Here is a 20647-nt window from a genome sequence, read left to right as displayed (position 1 = left end):
TATAAGGCAGTTATTCGATGAGTTACTGTCTTGTAACAAATCTGGTTATTTGTTGGGAGAAATGCATCACTTGATAGTTAATATATACACAAATAGAATTATGAAAAATTTAAAGAAAATCCCACGATTTATGGGACTGTTGGCTGTTGCGATGGTCAGTCCTGTGGGATTACTGCAGGCTGTGAATGGCGATAGTCGAAGTGTCACGATAGAAACTGTCTTACAGCAACAAAACAGGAAGATTGTAACAGGTACGGTTATCGACCAAAGTGGTATACCTGTTATCGGAGCGAATATCGTGGAAAAAGGGACGACAAATGGAGTCATTACAGACATTGATGGTAATTTTTCGTTGGAAATGCCGGAAAATGGTGTACTTCAGGTTTCTTATATCGGTTATAACACCCTGGAATTGTCGGTGGCCGGTAAAAAAGTTTTAAACATAACATTGGTTGAGGATACGCAGGCGTTGGACGAAGTCGTTGTTGTCGGCTTCGGTACGCAAAAGAAAGCGAATCTGACTGGGGCGGTGAGTACCGTGAAGATGGAAGAAGTGATGGGTGACCGTCCGGTTGTTTCTGTCGAACAGGCTTTGCAGGGTACTATGCCCGGTTTGCAGATCACCTCTTCCAGTGGTAAGCCGGGAGAAAGCATGAATATGAATATCCGTGGTATAAATCGCATCAATATCGACAAATATGGTGAAGGCCAGCCGTTAGTATTGGTTGACAATGTACCGATGGATATCAATATGATTTCACCGTCGGATATTGAAACGGTAACTGTATTGAAGGATGCTGCGTCTGCTGCCATCTATGGGGCGCGTTCCGCTTTTGGTGTGATTTTGATTACGACCAAGCAGTCGGCTAAGGATCAAAAAATGCGTATTAACTATAGCAATAACTTTGCCTTTTCTACTCCGCAGGGGCTTATCCAAAAGGCAAGCCCGATGGAAACCGTTCGTTTCTATAAAGATATGAATTATAAGACTGGACGTTATGCTATGGGTAACCAGCATATAGATACCTGGTTGGGATACTTGGAGGATTATGAGGTTAACCCGTCGAAATATCCGTCGGGATACATTATAGATGAGACTGGGCAACGTTACGATTTGAGGGAAGTCAACCATTTGGATAGGATGTTGGACGGTTCAGGTTTCCAACAGACCCATAATGCTTCTATCGACGGTGGAACAGCGAAGACCGCTTACCGCCTGTCATTCGGTTACCTGGATGAAGATGGTATATTGGTGACGGACAAAGATAGTTACAAGCGATATAACGTATCTTCATTCGTGAATACGGAAGTTACGCCATGGCTTTCGTTTCAGGCGGATATAAAATATGCTAATTCCAGGGCTGACGAACCTAATATGAACTCTTTGAGGGATTGGAACCCATACCGTCTGGCTCAGTTATTACCTTCTTATTATCCGGAAGGAAATGTGGAATTGGGCGGAGAAACTTTACCGATCGGTACTCCTCGTTGGAATATTGAAAACTCTCCGTTGAAGACGCAGAAGAAAGAGGATATACGTTTGTTCGGAAAAGCAATCTTTAAACCTTTAGAAGGATTGGTTATCAATGCAGAATATACATTTAACCGTACGAATACCAGCAAAGAGGAGTATAAAAAGAAGATGGCGTATGTGAATGCTGAAAAAGCATTTCAGAAAGGGTATACGCATAGTGGAAATACCTCTTATCGCCTTGACGAGATACATGTAAACTATAACGCCATCAATATATATGGAAACTACGACAAAACATGGGGCGACCATAATATGTCCGTAATGGGTGGTTTCAACCAGGAGTACAGTTATCGCCAGGAATTGTGGGGGCAAAAATTGAATGTGATAAACCCCGACCATCCTTCTTTGGCAGGCTCCAGCGGAACCCAGACAACGGGAGACGTTTACGATGAGTATGCTCTGCGCGGGCTTTATTACAGGTTGGCCTACAATTATAAGGGGAAATATTTGATTGAAACGAACGGCCGTTATGATGGTTCATCCAAATTCCCGGAAGATAATCGTTTCGGATTCTTCCCGTCTGTTTCTTTGGGATGGAGACTTTCCGAAGAATCGTTTATGGACTGGTCGAAAGAATATTTGACAAACTTCAAGCTGAGAGGTTCTTACGGGCAGGTAGGAAACCAGGCGATTGCCAACTATGCGTATCTGGGTACGATGGAGACAACCGATGCTTGGTTGTATGACGGCGATTGGATGATTGGTCGTACTTCTCCGGCTTTGTTCAGTTCTTCGTTTACCTGGGAGAAAGTGGAAACATTGGATATCGGTTTTGACATGGGATTGTTCAATAACCGCCTGGATGTAGTATTCGACTGGTACCGCAGAGATACGAAAGGCATGTTGGCTCCGGGTAAGGAATTGCCGTCTATATTAGGGACTACTGCTCCGTTGGAAAACTCAGCAGATCTCCGTACGAAGGGTTGGGAGTTGGCTATCAACTGGCGTGACAATATAGGTAAAGACTGGCGTTACAACATAGGTTTTAATTTATACGATTCCCGTTCGAAAATAACGAGATTTGACAATCCGACTGAATCTTTAACCGCAATGATAGACGGGAAAAAGCAGTCAACATTCCGTGTAGGACAGGAAATCGGTGAAATCTGGGGATTTGTAACGGATCGTTATTATACGGAAGATGATTTTTCGTTTATAGATGAAGAAAAAGGTATCTATACCTTGAAAAAAGGGGTACCCACAATTGACCCTTATGTCCGTGACCCTCGTCCGGGAGACATCTTGTTCAAGGATTTGAATGGTAATGGAAAGATTGATGCATCGGGAGATGATACGGCAAAAAATCCCGGTGACCGTAAGATTATCGGTAATAATAGCCGTCGTTTCCCATACTCTATAACTGCCGGGTTAGGTTGGAAAGGGTTCGATGTATCCCTGTTCTTCCAGGGAGTAGGCAAACGTGACCTGATTGTCGGAGGTTCTTCACCTGCAATGTTCCTGGCATGGCCGCACACCAATACCGATAATCCGGATGCTGCTGCAACTGTATTGGCTCATCATTTGGATTACTGGACACCGGAAAACCGAGATGCTTATTATCCGCGTTTGGGTAATCAGTCGGGGATCAACCAGGGAACTGATGGCTTTAACCGCCGTACGCAGACTAAGTATATGATGAACGGTGCTTATATTAAATTGAAAAACATAACCGTAAGTTATACATTCCCGTCCGAGTGGTTGGAAAAAACGAAAGTGATCCGCTCATTCAAAGTATTCTTCAGTGGAGAAGATCTGTGGACAAACCATCATTTGTATGAAGGTATGGATCCTGAACAGACGATGAGTATCAACGAACTCTATCCTTTCATGAAGAAATGTTCTTTTGGTATTAACATGACTCTATAATAATTGACTATATGAAAATGAAATATATATTGGCAGGTGGTTTGTTACTGAGCGTAGGGTTGGTATCCTGCCTGGACGATGCTTTTCTGGATCGTACTCCTATCGATAAGGAGGTTGAAAGTACCGTGTTTACGAATTATGATAATTTTAAAATGTATGCTTGGGGGTTGTATAAAACACAAATTTCCGGATACAATTCCCGTCCTCATACTGGTGATGAATCAGATATGTTGTATTGGGCACAAAGCCCGAATGGGATTAGCTTGGTGAACAATCGCCTGGATGCTTCGAATATATCCTCTGACATGTGGAGTTTCAAATTTATCCGTGATGTGAATATCATGCTGGATAATATTGATGGCTCTTCTATGACGGATAAGGAAAAGGAGCATTGGAGAAGTGTCGGTTATTTTTTCCGTGCATGGGCTTATTTCGATTTGATGAAAAATTTCGGTGAACTTCCCTGGGTAGAACATGTCGTAAAAACGGAGGATACAGACCTGTTGTACGGGAAAAAAGATTCACGCGAACTAGTGGCCAATAATATTTTGACTAATCTTTTATATGCGGAAGAACATATAAATCCCGATGGAGACGGAAAGAATACGATCAACCGAAATGTAGTTAGAGCATTAATTTCGCGCTTTGGACTTTTTGAAGGAACCTGGCGAAAATATCATGGCGAGGTAGATAGCGTGGATGGCACGAAATATCTGGAGGCGAGTGTGAAAGCTTCTCAAAGCTTGATTGATCAGAATTTGGGATTAGTGGCTGATTACGATGCGGTGTTCAATTCTCTTTCATTGAAAAATGAGAGTAGCATATTGCTTTACAAAGAGTATGTGGAATATGATTCGAAGAAGTCTCATAATCTGACAAACGATACCCGTGAGTATCAGTATTTAATGGAAGGAACCAAGCGTTTAGTGGAACATTATCTGTGTTCTGACGGAAAGCCGGTCTCCACGTCGAAAGCATATAAAGGTGATAATACGGTTTACGATGAGTTTGAAAACCGTGATTACCGTTTGTACTATACGATTTGCCCACCTTATGAGGTGAAATTATCTTCAGACAGGACTTCTTGGGAATATACGGATAATCCGGAGGATCGTAAATACATGGATATGATGAACGAAATCGTGGGCGGTTCCAAAGAGAAGAAACATTTCCCTCTGTTCAACGGCCCGACAACTTATACTGGAAAGGTCCCGAATCTGGAAGCAGTGAAAGTTGGTGGATTGCCGACTCGTGCCGGTTATTATTTCTATCGCTATTATAATAATTATCCGGGTGCGGAATATCGTGAGAATCAGGGAACGGATGCTCCGGTATTCCGTATGGGAGAGGTACTGGTAAACCATGCGGAGGCGATGTCCGAACTTGGACGATTCGACCAGTCCGTGGCTGATAAGACTATTAATCAGTTACGTGTTCGTGCTCATATTCCTTCCATGCGAATAAATGAGATTGGAAGTGATTTTGATGCTTACCGCGATTCGGATGTTGATCCGGTCTTGTGGGAGATCAGACGCGAAAGATGTGTGGAGTTGATGGGATCCGGTTTTCGTATGGATGATATAAAACGCTGGAAAAAAGGCGCTTATCTGAATTCTCAACCAGTAGGTGTCAAGATCAACAATATAGAAGATTATGATAATGAGGCTTTGGCGAACAGCCTTTATAATGGCTCTGAACAGCCGCGGTATAAGAATTGCGTAACTTACATTGAAAAACCTAATCCGGGTTGGACGGATAAATGTTACTTGTATCCTATACCATTAAAACAGACAGTGTTGAATCCTAATCTGGATCAGAATCCGGGCTGGAAGGATTAAAAATTGTTTGAAGTAATCTAAATAGTTCTATGCACAGAGATATAAAGCTGCAAGGTTGATGGTTTGCCTACAGTTTGATATCTCTGTGCTTTGTTTTTCTTTACTATAATATCATGAGGAAAAATATATTGACAATAGGTAGTCTTCTCCTTTCTTTTTGGGTATCTAATGCGCAACAAACAGTTAAGCTACCTAATATAATCTTGGTTATGGCCGACGATATGGGATGGGCAGATGTCGGCTTTAATGGTAACCGGATGATTAAAACACCTTGCTTGGACCGGCTAGCAGCTGAAGGAGTGAGAATGGATAGATTCTATTCGGCAGGACCTTTGTCTTCGCCAACCAGAGCTAGTGTGCTCACCGGACGTAATCCTTTCCGTACAGGTGTTTTTTCGGCAAATGAAGGGATTTTGCGACCGGAGGAAATTACATTGCCCGAGCTTCTGAAACAGGCCGGTTATACAACAGGTCACTTTGGTAAATGGCATTTGGGTACATTGACTTGTAAAGAGATCGATGCGAACAGGGGGCGTCCTGAAAACGAGCATTTATATAATCCTCCCGCATGGCATGGTTATGATGTGGCGTTTGTGACAGAATCTAAAGTTCCGACTTTTGATCCGATGCTTAAACCACAGACAAACAATGGTCGTTTTTGGGATTATATACAAGATAAGGATACAGCTTTGACTTATGGTACGTTTTATTGGGATATAGAAGGCAATAAAGTTACCGAAGGTTTAGCTGGTGATGATAGCCGGGTTATTATGGATCGTGTTCTGCCCTTTATCGATCGCTCGGTTGCTGAAGAGAAGCCTTTTTTCAGTGTCGTATGGTTTCATGCTCCTCACCTGCCTTGTGTTGCAGGTTCTGAACATGTTGCCTTATATGAAAACTATTCTTTGGAAGAAAAAAATTATTATGGTTGTATTACGGCTTTGGATGAACAGGTGGATCGCATGGTTTCTTTTCTGAAAAACAAGCAGGTATATGAAAATACGATTATATTGTTTTGTAGCGACAACGGGCCTGAACTGAATACGCCGGGTACGGCGGGTAGTTATATGGGAAAGAAGCGTTCTTTACACGAAGGCGGGATAAGGGTTCCGGCATTTATGGTTTGGCCTGATCGGATAAAGACACCCGGGGTTTTGAAGGAACCGTGTTCCACATCCGATTATTTGCCTTCTTTGCTGAATATGATAGGTGTAGCCTATCCTGCTGGACGTGAGTTGGATGGTGAGTCCTTCTGGCCGTTGATAACAGGGGAGGCATCGACAAAGAAGAAAGAATTGGTATTTTGTTCGGGACGCCAGGGGGCTGTGATACAGGGAAAATATAAGTTATATTATTCGGAAAGTCAGTATGAATTGTACGATATAGAGGATGATCCCTGTGAAAAGCATAACTTGGTGGAACTGTTGCCTGATGTTACCAAACGATTACGCAAAATTTTGTCGGCGCAGTTGAAAAGTTATGAAAGCTCGTTTTCCGGAAAAGAATATGGTCGTAAATCGTATGATAAGGTTGGGCAGAATTGGTGGAATATAACACAGTGACAATTTTAGAATAATAATGAGTTAAATATAATATAGCATAATGAAATATACACTTTCTTTATTGGTGGCCGGTACTGTTGTCCCTGTATGGGCGCAAGCAGCCGATCCCACGAATTTTATAGTAATCAATCTTGATGATGTTGGTTATGGCGATTTTTCTTTTAATGGAGCCATCGGCTATGAAACACCAAATATCGACCGGATGGCAGCCGAGGGAATGCGTTTTACTCATTTTCTGGTAGGACAGCCTATAAGTGGTGCTTCTCGCGCCGGGTTACTCACAGGGTGTTATCCGAATCGTATTGGTTTTGCAGGTGCACCGGGCCCCGATTGTCCGTATGGTATTCATGAGAATGAGATGACTTTAGGGGAACTGGTAAAGCAAAAAGGTTACCGGACTGCTATATTCGGAAAATGGCATCTGGGCGATGCTCATCAGTTCCTCCCTTTGCAGAACGGTTTCGATGAATACTATGGATTGCCTTACTCGAACGATATGTGGCCCTATCATCCTCAACAGGGAGAAGTTTTTAATTTTCCCGATCTGCCGACCACCGATGGTAATAAAGTGATAGGCTATAACACTGACCAGACAAAGTTCACGACAGACTATACTGCCCGTACCGTCGACTTTATCCGCAAGAACAAGGATAAGCCTTTCCTCGTTTATCTGGCACATTCCATGCCGCATGTGCCACTAGCCGTTTCTGACAAATTCAAGGGGAAGAGCGAGCAGGGGCTTTACGGGGATGTGATGATGGAGATCGATTGGAGCGTAGGGGAGGTACTTAAAACTCTCCGTGAGGAAGGATTGGAAGAAAACACATTAGTTATATTGACTTCAGATAATGGCCCTTGGGCTAATTACGGTAACCATGCCGGGTCGACCGGTGGATTGCGAGAAGCCAAAGCTGCCACTTTCGACGGCGGTAATCGTGTACCTTGCGTGATGTATTGGAAAGGGCAAATCGAACCGGGTACAAGCTGTAATAAGTTGGCCTCCAACATCGACCTTTTCCCTACGATAGCCGAGGTCAGCCAGTCTCCGCTTCCTGCGCATCGAATTGATGGAGTCAGTTTATTGCCTTTGATTAAAGGTGAAAAAAATGCTAATCCGCGTACTTCTTTTGTCTATTATTTCAATCAGAATGATCTTGAAGCTGTGACCGATGGAACTTTTAAACTTATCTTTCCGCATAAACATGCTACTTACGAAGAATATGTCCCTGGTAATGATGGGCAACCGGGTAAATTGACTATGAAAGAAATACGTAAGGCTGTTCTTTATGATTTGCGGCGTGATCCGGGTGAACGTTATGATGTGATTTCGCAATATCCTGAGGTGGTACAGCGGTTGATGAAAATAGCGGACGATATGCGTGATGACTTGGGCGACAACTTGACTCGTCGTAAACCGACCGGACAACGTCAACATGGTTTAATTGATAAGAAGTAATTTATTATGGATTATAAAAAACAGATTTTATTGCTGAAGGCTGGTTTGCTGGTTTCTATGATGCCTATGCAGGGCTTTGCCGGAAATGATAAAGAGGCTGGGAAAAAGAAACGTCCGAATATTATCCATATCCTAATGGATGATGTCGGCTATGATGATCTGAGCTGTTTCGGTAGCCAGGATATTAAAACTCCGAATATCGATGCGTTGGCGGAGAAGGGGATGAAGTTTACCGACTTCTACGCTCCTCATGGTACCAGTACGCCTTCCCGTGCCGCATTGTTGACAGGAAGGTATGCTCCTCGTGTAAATAACGGAACTGGTTTGTCTGTTCTGTTTCCTCATACTCCGAATGGTTTGGAAGATGAAGAGGAAGTTTGTATTGCCGAACTATTGAAAAAGCAGGGATATACGACCGGTTTGGTCGGGAAATGGCATCTGGGACATTTGCCTCAGTACCTTCCTGTTGTACATGGTTTTGATGAATTTGTAGGGATACCCTATCCTAACGACCATGGACCGGAACGGTTGGGAGGGACAGGAGTACGTCCCAGCGGTATCAGCGACCCGGCTATACCATTGATTCGGCAGGCACAAGTCATAAAGGAATGCGACAATAACGATTTGGCGGAATTGCCCGCTTTGTTCCAGCGTGAAGCTTGTAAATTCATCTTTAATTCAGTAAAAAGGGAGAAACCGTTTTATTTGCAGTATTCCAATATAGAAACGCATACGCCTTATTTTATACCACGCGGATTCGAGGGTAGAAGCCAAGCGGGAGCTTTCGGGGATGCAGTGGAGTATCTGGATAATACGGTCGGGGTTATCATGGATATGGTGAAACGGATGAAAATTGAAGATAATACATGGATAATCATCACTTCCGACAATGGTCCGCTAATCCATAAGGATAAGGAACTTGAGAATTGTTATGGTCGCTTCGGGGAAACCGATCCTAATCGTAAGCATGTGTTACGTGGCGGCAAATATCAGGAGAAGTATGACGGGGGCATTCGTGTATCTTGCATTTTGACTTGGCCGGGGGTAATACCGGCAGGAAAAGAATGTAACGAATTGACAACCGGTATGGATTTATTTACAACAATAGCAGTTGTGGCCGGTGCGGAGATTCCGACAGATCGCCCGATCGATGGGAAAAACATATTACCTTTGATGAAAGGAGAGAAAAATGCGAAATCTCCTCATAAAGCGGTATTTGGGTTTCGCCCTCGCGGAGGTATAGAAAGTGTCCGTTATCAGCATTGGAAACTGATTATGCCAAAGACTGACCGTCAGGGGAAGCAACTTCCAGTTGAATTATATGATCTGGAAAAAGATTTGGGGGAAACGATCAATATGGCATCCAAATATCCCGATCTTGTAAAGGTTATGATCCGGATGGGAGAAGATGCAAATAGGGCGATAAAAGAGAATAAGGAAATAAATATATAAAAGAATAAATAATGAAGTATTTTAGTTTTTGTGTTGTATTAGTTTATTGTTTGCTGTTTTGTCCTGTAAAGGGCATTGCCGATGAAGTAAAACAGTTGAGAGAACTGGTGGTCCCAGTTTCACCAGACAAATGGAAGCGTCCGGCTCCCCAAGGAGCTTTTTCGGACGAAATGAGATATATGTTGAGGTTAAACAACCGGTATACCTTGAATAAATGGTATAAAGAGATAAAGCGTTTTCAGGATCAGACTGGAGAATATTTCGATTTCGGGGGAAAGACGGAGCATTTCATACGCCCGGCGGCCCACCATGCTCTTACGTTGGGAGTTTGCTTGAGAACGGGAGTTTACGACCCGTCGGTTTCATACGTGTCCGAACGGGAGGCTATGAAAATGACAGTTCAGCTGATCCGTTCGATCGCTTACCGACATAAAGCGAATATCGGTAAGGAAGGTTGGGGAGACCAATGGCAAAGTGCTTTATGGGCAGCACGAGCTGCACATGCGGCTTGGATTCTATGGGATGAATTGTCTGCTTCGGATCAAGAGTTAGTTTGCCGGATGACAGTACATGAGGCGGACCGCTTCCTCGATTACAAGGTGCCTTATTATCGGGATCTGGCAGGGAACATACTCTCGGAAGGGGATACCAAAGCCGAAGAAAACGGATGGAACTCAAATATTCTGGCTGTTGCTACGGTGATGATGCCCGGTCACAACCATTACGGGGGGTGGATGCGGAAGCTGGTCGAATTACAGCTTTCTGCTTATGCCATGCCCGAAGATACCCGGAAAGCAATCGCGGTGGATGGTATGGTGCTGAACAAGGTGTTGAACGGCAGTAATATGAACTCTGACGGAACAGTAGTCAACCATAAGATAATGCATCCGGATTATATGTCGGCATTTATGTTGAATGCGATCAACGCATGGACGTATGAATTGGCTGGAAAAGAATGGCTACAGTCTTCTTTGTATAATGGTGATGTGGTTTATTATGCTCTTTCTGAGCGCTTGTTCAATGGAAAAACGATGTATCAGAAAACAGATGACGGGAAGGCTTCTTCCCTTATTTATTTTCCGGAGGGGAATGATTGGGGAGGAAAAAGGCAGGCTAACTATTGGCTGATGGATGTTATGGCTCATCTGTTCGGCTGGGATCGTGAGGCTTCGGTTAAAGGATTGGACTGGGCTTTTGCTCGTAATAAAGAAATGATATTTATGCTCGACCGGGATGTTACCGGGCAATATTACCAGGATAAAAAAGAAGATACTTTTCCTTCTCGTGAGGAATGGTTCGGGGCACATATTGCTTGGGGGTATTTGGGTTGGTGGCTGAATAGTTGTACGGAGGCGCAGTAGGCACGTTCTCAGATGATGGGCTGGAACAGTTGGAGGAAGTTGACAATGTGATCCGGTTGAGTAATCCGAAAGAAACAGGACCGGATGTGGACAAGATAGAGGTGGTCATGAAAGTTCGTTGAATAGAAAAATAAGATTATACAAAGATTGGCATTGTTTATTCAATGATTGGGTACAGATAAAACCTACTTTTGTAGCATTCAAAAGTAGGTTTTTTATTGCTTTAAATACTATATTAAGATCATGAGGACATTTTTGATGAACTATTTTTTATTAGGGTTGGCTTTCTGTTCTTTTTTCTCTTGTGATAGCAGACAGAAGGAAAAATATATTACTTCCTGTTCGTTCCCGGAAGGAGCAACTGATCGTTTGTTATTACAGGAAAATATAACGGAAGGCCAACGGGTAGAAGATTTCGCATTGGAGTGTTGGATGGATAATCAGTGGAAGGTTGTAGCGGAAGGGACGACCATCGGTTATAAACGTATTCTTCGTTTCGATCCGGTGGAAACGGAGAAAGCTCGTATTGTTATTAGGCAATCCCGCGATTTACTGCAAATTGCAGAAATAGGAATTTATAAAGCATCGGAAGAAGAAGTTGATTAATTAAATATGTAAGCCATGAAATTGAAAGTTATTATTCTGTGTGTTTGTTTTTTACATTCATTATCTGTTGTCCCTCAGAAAAAAAGTATGATCATTCAAGAGAAAATACCGGATGAGGTCAGGGCAAAACAAATTTCGGATATGAAATTTGGAATGTTTATCTGCTGGTCATTTAGTACATTTTCCGGTATAGAGTGGACCGGACAGGAGTTGCCGCCTGAATTTTTCCGTGCGACAAAGTGTGATACAGATCAATGGGCAAGAGTGGCTAAAGAAGCCGGAATGAATTACATTTATGTATTGACTAAACATCATGATGGTTTTTGTTTATGGGATACGAAGACTACGGATTTAAAAGTGATCAATGCTCCTTTAAAAAAGGATGTATTGAAAATGTTACGTAAATCCTGTGACAAGTATGGTATTAAGTTAGGTTTGTATTATTCGGAAGCTGATTGGAACTGGCCGGGAGCGAAGCGCGGGAAAGGTGGTCGCGGAAATTATGATGCCGGAGGAATTAATCCGGAGGTAAAAAAAGCTCAGTTAAAAGAATTATTGACACAATATGGGCCAATTGAACTGATTTGGTTTGATCATGCTGTTGGTGATGGCGGTTTGTCGCATGAAGAAACAACCCGTTGGGTTCATCAATTTCAACCGAATTGCTTTGTCGGATATAATACAGGTGAACCATCAGGGCGTCTTTGCCTTCGTGAGAGAGGTAAGGCCGGTAAATTAGGTGATACAGATGCCAGTCATAACAATAAGGAAAATGAAGGAAGTTATAAAGGATATTTGGTAGCAGAATTTACTTATCCGATACTTCCAAAACATAAGGGAGGGGCTGATTGGTTTTATTCGTTGCCTAAACATGATAATTTATGTCATTCTGCTGATAAAATATTTAATGATTATAAAGAAGCTGTCAAATATGGGAATATATTTTCAATTAATGTCGGACCGGATTATAACGGTAAAATAAGAGATATTGATGTGAAGACATTGAAAGAGGTAGGGGAAATGATAGAGAATTATCAGAAAAACAATTAGTAAAATGAAAAAATATATAGCAATATTTTATCTGTTGCTTGTGACAGAATCATTATTCGCGCAATGGACAATCAAGGAAAGTTTATTACCGGGAAGTAATCTGGAAGAAATCATAAAAACGAAACCATATTTGGTCCAGGTTGTTCCAGATGCTGAATGGGATGGTAGTAACTATGCTTCCCAAGAGGATTTACAGTGGTTTAAGGATGCTAAATATGGCATGTTTATTTCGTTTGGATTAAGCACTTTTGTGAATAAAGAATTGAGTTGGGGGATCATTGGAGATCGTGTCTTACCGGACGGATTGAGTAAAACTTCTTTGTATCCTCGGGAAGAATGGACATCATGGGCGGATTCCTTGAGGTTGGAAAACTTTAGTAAAGAAGAGTTGGTGAAAATCATCAAAGCTTCGGGTGTCAAATATATGGTCGTGATAGCCAAACATCACGATGGATTCCATTTGTGGGATACGCAATATTCGGATTTTAAGTCGACAAATTCACCTTATAAGAAGGATTTTATCCGTGAAGTTGTAGATGCTTGTCATTTGGCTGGCATTAAAGTTGGAATCTATTATTCTCAACGAGATTGGTATCATCCCGATTATCAGCCTGTTGATCCGGAGATAGCCGAACGTATAACGGTTCCTCCTTATTTTCAGGCAAAAAAAGGAAAAACTATTAAACCTGGTAAGAATCATCAGAAGTATATCGATTATCAATTTAATGTTGTTCGTGAGTTATGCACAAACTATGGGAAGATTGATATCTTTTGGTTTGATGCAAACTATTGGGGAGGAATGTTTACTGCAGATATGTGGGATGGAGAACGGTTGACACGAATGATTCGTGAATTGCAACCTGGTATTCTGATCAATAACAGGGCAAGTTTGCCAGGTGATTTTGATACACCGGAACAACGGATAGGGATGTTTCAGAATCGGCGACCTTGGGAAACTTGTATGACACTTTGTGGTGGTTGGTCTTATACTCCCACTCCAGTCAAATCGCCATTGACAATTTTCCAAAAGCTCCAATCTACAGCCATCGGGGATGGAAATTTACTCCTTAGCTGGGGAATGAAATGGGATGGCTCTTGGGACGAAGAACAAAAAAATACATTTGTAAAAGTGGGAGGTTATTTGAAAAAGTATGGATCTTCTATTTATAATACTCAAGGGGGACCGTGGTTACCGGATGAGTGGGGAGGAACGACTTTTAAAAATAATAAAGTGTATGTTCATATAATTAAGAGTCCGGAGTCCGGAAATATATTTTTACCGAAGTTATCAGGTTTTAGGGTTGTTAAGTCTGAAGATATAAGCGGACATGCTCTTTCGTTGAAGCAAGTAGATGATGGTTATAGGATCGATATGAGAACTTTGGCAAAAATAGAATCACCTGTAGTTTTGGAGTTGACAGTGGATAAAAACTTAACAACAGAAGATGTGGAATCTTCTAAGGATTTGTCCGGATATACTGTTGGAAAGGTTTTAAGTACTGGTAAAGTTACATCAGGAAAGTTTTCAGAAATAAAACTTGATGGAATTAGAACCATAAAGAGTCTGAAATTCGATTCATCGCATAGCATGCAGGGAAATATTATACTTTCTTTTTCAAAAGATGGAAAGACATGGGAACAACAAGCCCCTGTCACAATTTCGGAAAAAACGATTTTCATGCCTGTGACATCCTATGTGGCCGGAGCTTTGTTGGATGGAAAGAATGCCAAATATGTAAAGGTCGAATTTTCAGAAAATGTGACAAATGCAATCTCTTACACTGTTTATGGTGAATAAAGATTTTAAATAAGGATATCCTTTCGTCTCTTTTGGTATTCTCCGGGAGGAATTCCGTAGTATTTCTTAAACGATCGACAAAAATGAGCATCGTCTGTGAATCCCAATTCATAGGCGATGTTTTTTATTGTCTGTTGTTCATCAGTTAATAATTGTAATGCAGCATTCATACGTAGGAGCGTAAGATAATTCGCCGGTGTCATATTTAGGGTATTTCTGAATATTTTATGAAAGTAGTTAGGTGACATACAGCATTGATTAGCCAATTGTTCTAATTTGATAGGTTCTTTATAGTATTGATTCATGTATATCATGGCTGGTTCTATTCGTTGGGTTTCAATGGATATTGATAATTGGTCTATAGGATATAGTGTAAACAATTCCAAAGTGATTGTTTGCAGCAATGTTTGAATATGGAGAATGTTTAAAGAGTATTCCCAACTTGAAGAAGTTGTGGTGGTAAGTAATTTTTCCAATAGAGGCATTAAATCCGGAAAGTTTATTTTTTGTGTAGGGAGTTTAATGACCGTAGGTAACGATAGCAATCCTTGATAAATTGTTAAATTTTTAGGAATAAAATGTAACCAATGTGTTGAAAATGAATAGCTGCAATATTGACTGCTAAGTTTATTCCCGTTTATGAAGTATAAATTATTTTTCTGTAAATTGAAAGTTTGATCTTTATCGCAAACAAACACTTCTCCTTCTGTTAATTGGTATATTTTGAAACAATTGTCAATTTCTGTGTGTTTTTTGTTCCATGATGAGTTCCCTAAATAATACCCACCTGTTAATAGCTCGTATGTCTGATTTAGATATAGCATATTTTCATGTTTAGAATAAGATTATGCAATGATATGTTTTTTTTGTATAATATCAAAATTTAATCTACTGTCACACTATCACGGACTGTTGTGAATCTAATGTTTTTCAATTCATGTAGGTAGTGATAGATACTATTTTTTTTCTATCACTTATCTATCACTGTCTCGTCCTGATTTTGGTTGACTGTGTTTATCCATTCCGAGGACAAAGATACAGTTTTTTTACTTTTTGGAGGATAAGGGGGGAGTAGTTGCACCTAAGTTCTGGAAGAACTTAGGTGTATTTTAGTGATTTTCTTTTTTATTCATGAATTTATTAGCTTTGTGGAGATTGGAATGCGAATAAAAGTTCCTATTTAATGGTATTTCATCAAAATATTAACCAGTTTTAAGCTATAAAATGTTATCTTTGTGTTTTATACACATTAGTTCTTCCAGAATTATGTTAATGTTGTTTGCTTTGTATTATTGTAGTGATGGATCTAATAGATAAATGCAGCAATTATAAAATTTTATATGAGAAATATCTAAATCAGATGTATTCGTATGGAATGGCATTTGGTCTGGAGGAAGATATTCTATACGACTTTATCCATGATGTATTTCTTCATCTTTTTGAACACCAAAATGAATTAGGAGATCAGAAATATGCGAAATATTATCTTTTCAAGTGCTTGAAAAATAGAATTCTTTTGTATAAAAGACAAGAAGTAAACATGGAATTTGTCGAAGATATTAATGATATCCCTTTTGCTGTTGTAACTTCCGGGTTAGATATTATTGAAGAAAAGGAAGAACAAAAAGAACTCACCAGACAAATAGATGGTATGATGAGATGTTTGACCAATCGTCAGCGTGAAGCTGTTTATTTACGTTTCATGCAAGAGTTGGAGTATGATGAAATTGCTATTATTCTTCAACTTACACCCAAAGGAACCCGTAAATTAGTCTATCGTGCTATCGACCGCATTCGGGAACAATATGGAATAACTTTCACTTATTTATTTTTATACCATCATTTTTTTTTATTTTAATGGGGGCATTTTTGTTTTTTTGTCATTTATACATAAAATGAGATGTAAAAAGAAGTAAGATGGTCACTAATAAAATCTCACAAACAGTAAAAAAATTACTCCATGATCCTGATTTTATCATGTGGTGTTTAATGCCTACCGAAGAGCTGGACAAGAAGTGGGAGCTGTGGCAAGAACTGCATCCTGAATTGTCATTGGAGGTTAAGCAAGCACGGGTAATTTTAAAGTCTACGCGTTTAAACGAACATAAAGTTTCTAAAAGTACATCGCAAGAATTGTGGTTACGCTTGGAACATAGTTTGAAGAAGAAAAGTAGCAAACGGAATCTGTTTTTTGTTCGGTATGCAGCAGCTTGTATAGTTTTATTGCTATTAAGTGTTTCTGCTCTTTATGTATTGAATCGTGATCTACCTGTGGATAATTCGGATGTTTTGACACAAGCACAAACAGATACGACTCATACGGAGGTGACTTTGATAATAGGAGGACAAGATGTTGTACAGGTGGAAGATAATGCATTAATTGCCTATGATTCGGATATTACGGTACAAAGCAAGGGAAATGTTATAAAAAAAGATATTAGTGATTGTGATTCTTCAAAAGTTACGATGAATACGTTGGTGGTCCCTCGTGGACGGCGTTCATCTTTGTTATTGGCTGACGGATCACGAGTGTGGGTAAATTCCGGGAGTGTGTTGCATTTCCCCTCAAAGTTCGATGCTGACAAACGTTTGATAGATGTGGAAGGTGAAATATACATTGAAGTTGTAAAAAATGAGATTCCTTTTCAAGTTAGGACTGATGATTTTACTGTCAATGTGTTAGGCACTAAATTTAATATATCCTCCTATGCAGATGAGCAGGAAAGCTCTGTAGTCTTGGTAGAAGGTTGTGTTTTCGTTAATTCGAAAATAAATGAACAGATACGATTAGTCCCAAATCAAAAGTTATCGTTTATGAGCGGTAAAAATAAAATTGAAACGGTTGATGTGCGCGATTACATTTCTTGGAAAGACGGTATGCTTCAGTTTAAAAAAGAAAATATGTCTAATATTTTAATGCGCTTAAGTCGATATTATAATATTCCCATTAAATGTACTTCGGCTATTTCTAAACGTCGAAGTTCAGGGAAATTAGTCTTGTTTGATGATATAGAACAGGTTATGAAAACGCTTTCGATGCTTTACGATATACACTATCGTTTTGAATCAGATACTTTATTAATAGAATAAATAATTAAAAACAGTGAGTGCCTATGAAACATAAATCGTGAGAGTGATACTAAAAAAAGAGAAAAAGTCCGAACGATGGGCAAGATCGTCCGGACTGTGAGAATTAAATTTTCCAATTAATAATGAAAAACTTAAAGAGATACAAATGTATGAAAAAAATCAGACATATAATTGTATTACTGCTAAGTATGAGTATATCTTATACCTATGCAAATAATAATTTATCTATATCAATAGAACAAGTACTGGAACAAAAACAATCTACCATACGGGATGTTTTTAAGCAGATTGAAACAGAAACCGGATATGTTTTTTTCTATTCGGATGAGATAGAGAATGAGCTGAATACTCAAGTGATCCCTAAAATAGTAAAAGGTTCTATTCAGGATATACTGAATCCTTTACTGGAGAAAACATCGTTGACTTATCAGGTAAACGGTACTCAGGTTGTTGTAAAAAAGAAAGTTGCTCCCATGCCACCGGCTTTTGTTGCGCAACAAAAAGGAGAAAATATATCAGGTATAGTCGTTGATTCTTCCGGCGAACCGTTGATAGGGGTGTCTGTCGCTGTAAAAGGAACGACTCAGGGAGCCGTGACTGATATTGACGGTAGGTTTGTAATAGAAAATTTGCCGAATAAAGTAAAACTTGTTATTTCTTATATTGGTTATAAAACCATTCATTTGGATGTTAAAAAAGGACAAACGGACCTCAAAGTTCGAATGGAAGAAGATTCACAATTGGTGGATGAAGTGGTTATAACCGGGTATGGTGGAGCACAAAAGACGAAAACTCTAACAGCTTCTGCTGCGACCGTTCAGGTGAAAGAACTGGCAAAACTTCCGGTGATGACAATGTCGCAAGGCTTGGGTGGCCGTGTAACTGGGGTTTTCACTCAAGAAAGCAGCGGTGCTCCGGGCGAGATTACCAAGATTTGGATTCGTGGTGGAGATAAGGTGTTGTATGTGATTGATGACGTAGTTTTAGAAACTGCGCAGGGAGAAATCTTTTTCAACCGTTTACGTCCGGACGACATAGCATCGATGACCATTCTGAAAGATGCCAGTGCTACAGCTATTTATGGTCCGCGTGCAAATGACGGTGTGGTAGTGGTTACTACCAAAAAAGGGGTGGAAGGTCGTGTTGATGTCACCTTTAATCAGAAGATTTCTGTGATGACCCCTTCTTATCGTCCTCGTACCATGGAAGCATACGATTATGCTGAGTGGCGTAATAATATGTATTCTGCTAACTTTATGGAAACCAAATGGAAGGACGATGCTGAAATGTCGAAACTTTATATGGGGTATCTGAACAAACAAGGGAAAAACCATAACGATATCATGTCAATGGTGAATGATAAGTATGGAATGAATTACACTTTGACGGATATTCAGGATTTATTTAATCCGTTTAAAACGCAAAAGAATATTCTGGATTATTATACTTCCTATGATCCTTGGGATTTCTTCGATCACACACAGCCGATGTATCAGACAAATCTGAGTGTTCGTGGCGGTGGTGATAGAGTTCGTTATTATTCAAGTTTGGGATATATGAATCAGAAAGGTGTCAGTCCTACATTCGGCTATGAACAATATAATGTGATGCTGAATACGGATGCGTATCTTTTGAAAGATAAAAGCCTTAAGTTTGTATTGAACCTGAACGGGAATATGTCGAAAAAGAAGAGACCGGCGGCTGGTAATGGTGTTTTCAACGAAATATATGATCGTCCGATGCCGGATCTACCAGGTGTTTGGAGCACAGGGCTTGACAGACAAAACTCACCGGCTGCCAAGATGCGTACGGGATTTGATAATGCGGATGATAATCGTCTGCAGGTCAGTATGGGGCTGAAATGGCAATTGCCATGGGTCGAAGGACTATCTCTGTCGGGAACAGTCAATTATAACACGAGCTATAATATGAATAAAAAGTTCGAGCATACACCTGAAAATACCTACGCTACTCCTACATCAAAGGATCCGGTCGTTTTTAATCCGAATAATGCTAAGGTGACGCATTCGTGGAGTAATTATAAATTGACTACCGGTATTTTTCAAGTGGATTATAACCGTACATTCGGTAAGCATACGATTTATGGTATGTTGAACTATCAATCGCAGATCCGCCATACAAATGCAACTTCCGTAGCTGCCAAAGGATATCCGACAACATTTGTACCTCAGATAACACAAGGGGCAGAATATGTCAGTAAAAGCGGAGGTGAATCAAAATGGGGATCGGCCTCCTATATCGGACGTATCAGCTATGATTATGCTGGTAAATATTTATTGCAGTATAACGCGAATTATAATGGTTCTTTGAGTTATAGTCCGGATAAACGTTGGGGATTTTTTCAGTCTGTATCTGCTGGTTGGGTGGTATCTGAAGAGTCTTTCTTCAAGGAGAATATAAATCCCGATGTGATGGATTTTCTGAAAATAAGGGGAGCTTTTGGTATTGTAGGAGGAGAAATCGGTGCCCCTTTCAGTTATATGAATCAATATGCTCAAGAGGGAACTACTGCATTATTTGGTCAGGGAATGACACAGACCGTTGTTTGGAAAGAGTCTCAGGTGGCTAGCGATTTGACTTGGTCGAAGAGCCGTCAGATCAGTGGTGGTATCGATTTCGCTCTTCTGGACAAGCGTTTGCAAGGGACGGTAGAGGCTTACTTGTATATGAATTACGGGGATGAGATGGATATGAATCAGGATGAGATTCGGACAGATATTTTAGGTATGCCGAATACGCCTCAGATCAATGCTCCCTTTGAAACCAACCGTAAAGGTGGGTATGAAGTTTCTCTGAAATGGAACGATAAAATTGGTGAGATTGGGTATAATCTCGGTTTCAACTGGTCGCATTGGGATGAACGCGTAACACGCCATACAGGTAAGAGTAACAATTATTTTTATAGTCGTCGCCAGAATCTGGGTTTACGCTCTTTGCATCAGACCTATGGCTCAACTTATGTGACCAACGGGTTGTATGGCTCTTTCGACCAGATGTACAATTCAATGTTGCA

The 20647-nt window shown here is 40.5% G+C and carries 14 protein-coding genes; 13 read left to right on the top strand and 1 reads right to left on the bottom strand.

Going from position 1 to position 20647, the window contains the following annotated elements:
* The first annotated feature begins 100 nt into the window (after nucleotides 1-100).
* The 10 genes from QZ076_RS16085 (at nucleotide 101) to QZ076_RS16040 (ending at nucleotide 14523) form a co-directional block, all read left to right on the top strand.
* Nucleotides 101-3400, top strand: coding sequence for a TonB-dependent receptor (locus QZ076_RS16085; RefSeq protein ID WP_293714711.1), 3300 nt, complete (start codon nucleotides 101-103; stop codon nucleotides 3398-3400).
* 11 nt (nucleotides 3401-3411) lie between these two features.
* Complete coding sequence (locus tag QZ076_RS16080; RefSeq protein WP_293714710.1) at nucleotides 3412-5238, top strand: RagB/SusD family nutrient uptake outer membrane protein; 1827 nt, start codon at nucleotides 3412-3414, stop codon at nucleotides 5236-5238.
* 113 nt (nucleotides 5239-5351) lie between these two features.
* Entirely contained in the window at nucleotides 5352-6800 is a 1449-nt protein-coding gene (locus tag QZ076_RS16075; RefSeq protein ID WP_293714709.1) for a sulfatase-like hydrolase/transferase, read from the top strand.
* 40 nt (nucleotides 6801-6840) lie between these two features.
* Nucleotides 6841-8256, top strand: coding sequence for a sulfatase (locus QZ076_RS16070; RefSeq protein ID WP_293714708.1), 1416 nt, complete (start codon nucleotides 6841-6843; stop codon nucleotides 8254-8256).
* Nucleotides 8257-8262: 6 nt separating this feature from the next.
* Nucleotides 8263-9708, top strand: coding sequence for a sulfatase (locus QZ076_RS16065; RefSeq protein ID WP_293714706.1), 1446 nt, complete (start codon nucleotides 8263-8265; stop codon nucleotides 9706-9708).
* 11 nt (nucleotides 9709-9719) lie between these two features.
* Nucleotides 9720-11069: a hypothetical protein gene (locus tag QZ076_RS16060; protein ID WP_293714704.1), complete on the top strand. Its 1350-nt coding sequence runs from the start codon at nucleotides 9720-9722 to the stop codon at nucleotides 11067-11069.
* Nucleotides 11051-11191: a hypothetical protein gene (locus QZ076_RS16055; RefSeq protein WP_293714703.1), complete on the top strand. Its 141-nt coding sequence runs from the start codon at nucleotides 11051-11053 to the stop codon at nucleotides 11189-11191. Before QZ076_RS16060 ends, QZ076_RS16055 begins: the two co-directional genes overlap by 19 nt.
* 121 nt (nucleotides 11192-11312) lie before the next feature.
* Entirely contained in the window at nucleotides 11313-11675 is a 363-nt protein-coding gene (locus tag QZ076_RS16050) for a hypothetical protein (RefSeq protein WP_293714701.1), read from the top strand.
* A 141-nt stretch (nucleotides 11676-11816) separates the two neighbouring features.
* Complete coding sequence (locus tag QZ076_RS16045) at nucleotides 11817-12725, top strand: alpha-L-fucosidase (protein WP_293714700.1); 909 nt, start codon at nucleotides 11817-11819, stop codon at nucleotides 12723-12725.
* 4 nt (nucleotides 12726-12729) lie between these two features.
* The gene (locus QZ076_RS16040) at nucleotides 12730-14523 is read left to right on the top strand and encodes an alpha-L-fucosidase (protein ID WP_293714698.1); all 1794 of its coding nucleotides are present in this window, start codon (nucleotides 12730-12732) and stop codon (nucleotides 14521-14523) included.
* 5 nt (nucleotides 14524-14528) lie between these two features.
* Here the strand turns inward: QZ076_RS16040 and QZ076_RS16035 are convergent, their stop codons facing one another.
* Nucleotides 14529-15347: an AraC family transcriptional regulator gene (locus QZ076_RS16035; protein WP_293714697.1), complete on the bottom strand. Its 819-nt coding sequence runs from the start codon at nucleotides 15345-15347 to the stop codon at nucleotides 14529-14531.
* A gap of 476 nt (nucleotides 15348-15823) precedes the next feature.
* Here QZ076_RS16035 and QZ076_RS16030 point away from each other — a divergent pair, with 476 nt between their 5' ends.
* From QZ076_RS16030 to QZ076_RS16020, 3 genes are all read left to right on the top strand, one after another.
* Nucleotides 15824-16381: a sigma-70 family RNA polymerase sigma factor gene (locus QZ076_RS16030; protein ID WP_293714696.1), complete on the top strand. Its 558-nt coding sequence runs from the start codon at nucleotides 15824-15826 to the stop codon at nucleotides 16379-16381.
* Between the two features lie 59 nt (nucleotides 16382-16440).
* Nucleotides 16441-17613: a FecR domain-containing protein gene (locus QZ076_RS16025; RefSeq protein WP_293714695.1), complete on the top strand. Its 1173-nt coding sequence runs from the start codon at nucleotides 16441-16443 to the stop codon at nucleotides 17611-17613.
* Between the two features lie 149 nt (nucleotides 17614-17762).
* A partial coding sequence (locus QZ076_RS16020; RefSeq protein ID WP_293714694.1) for a SusC/RagA family TonB-linked outer membrane protein occupies nucleotides 17763-20647 on the top strand: 2885 nt, incomplete at its 3' end.

The organism is uncultured Parabacteroides sp. (assembly GCF_905196875.1).
GTDB lineage: Bacteria > Bacteroidota > Bacteroidia > Bacteroidales > Tannerellaceae > Parabacteroides.
This window is presented reverse-complemented; position numbering and strand designations above follow the sequence as displayed.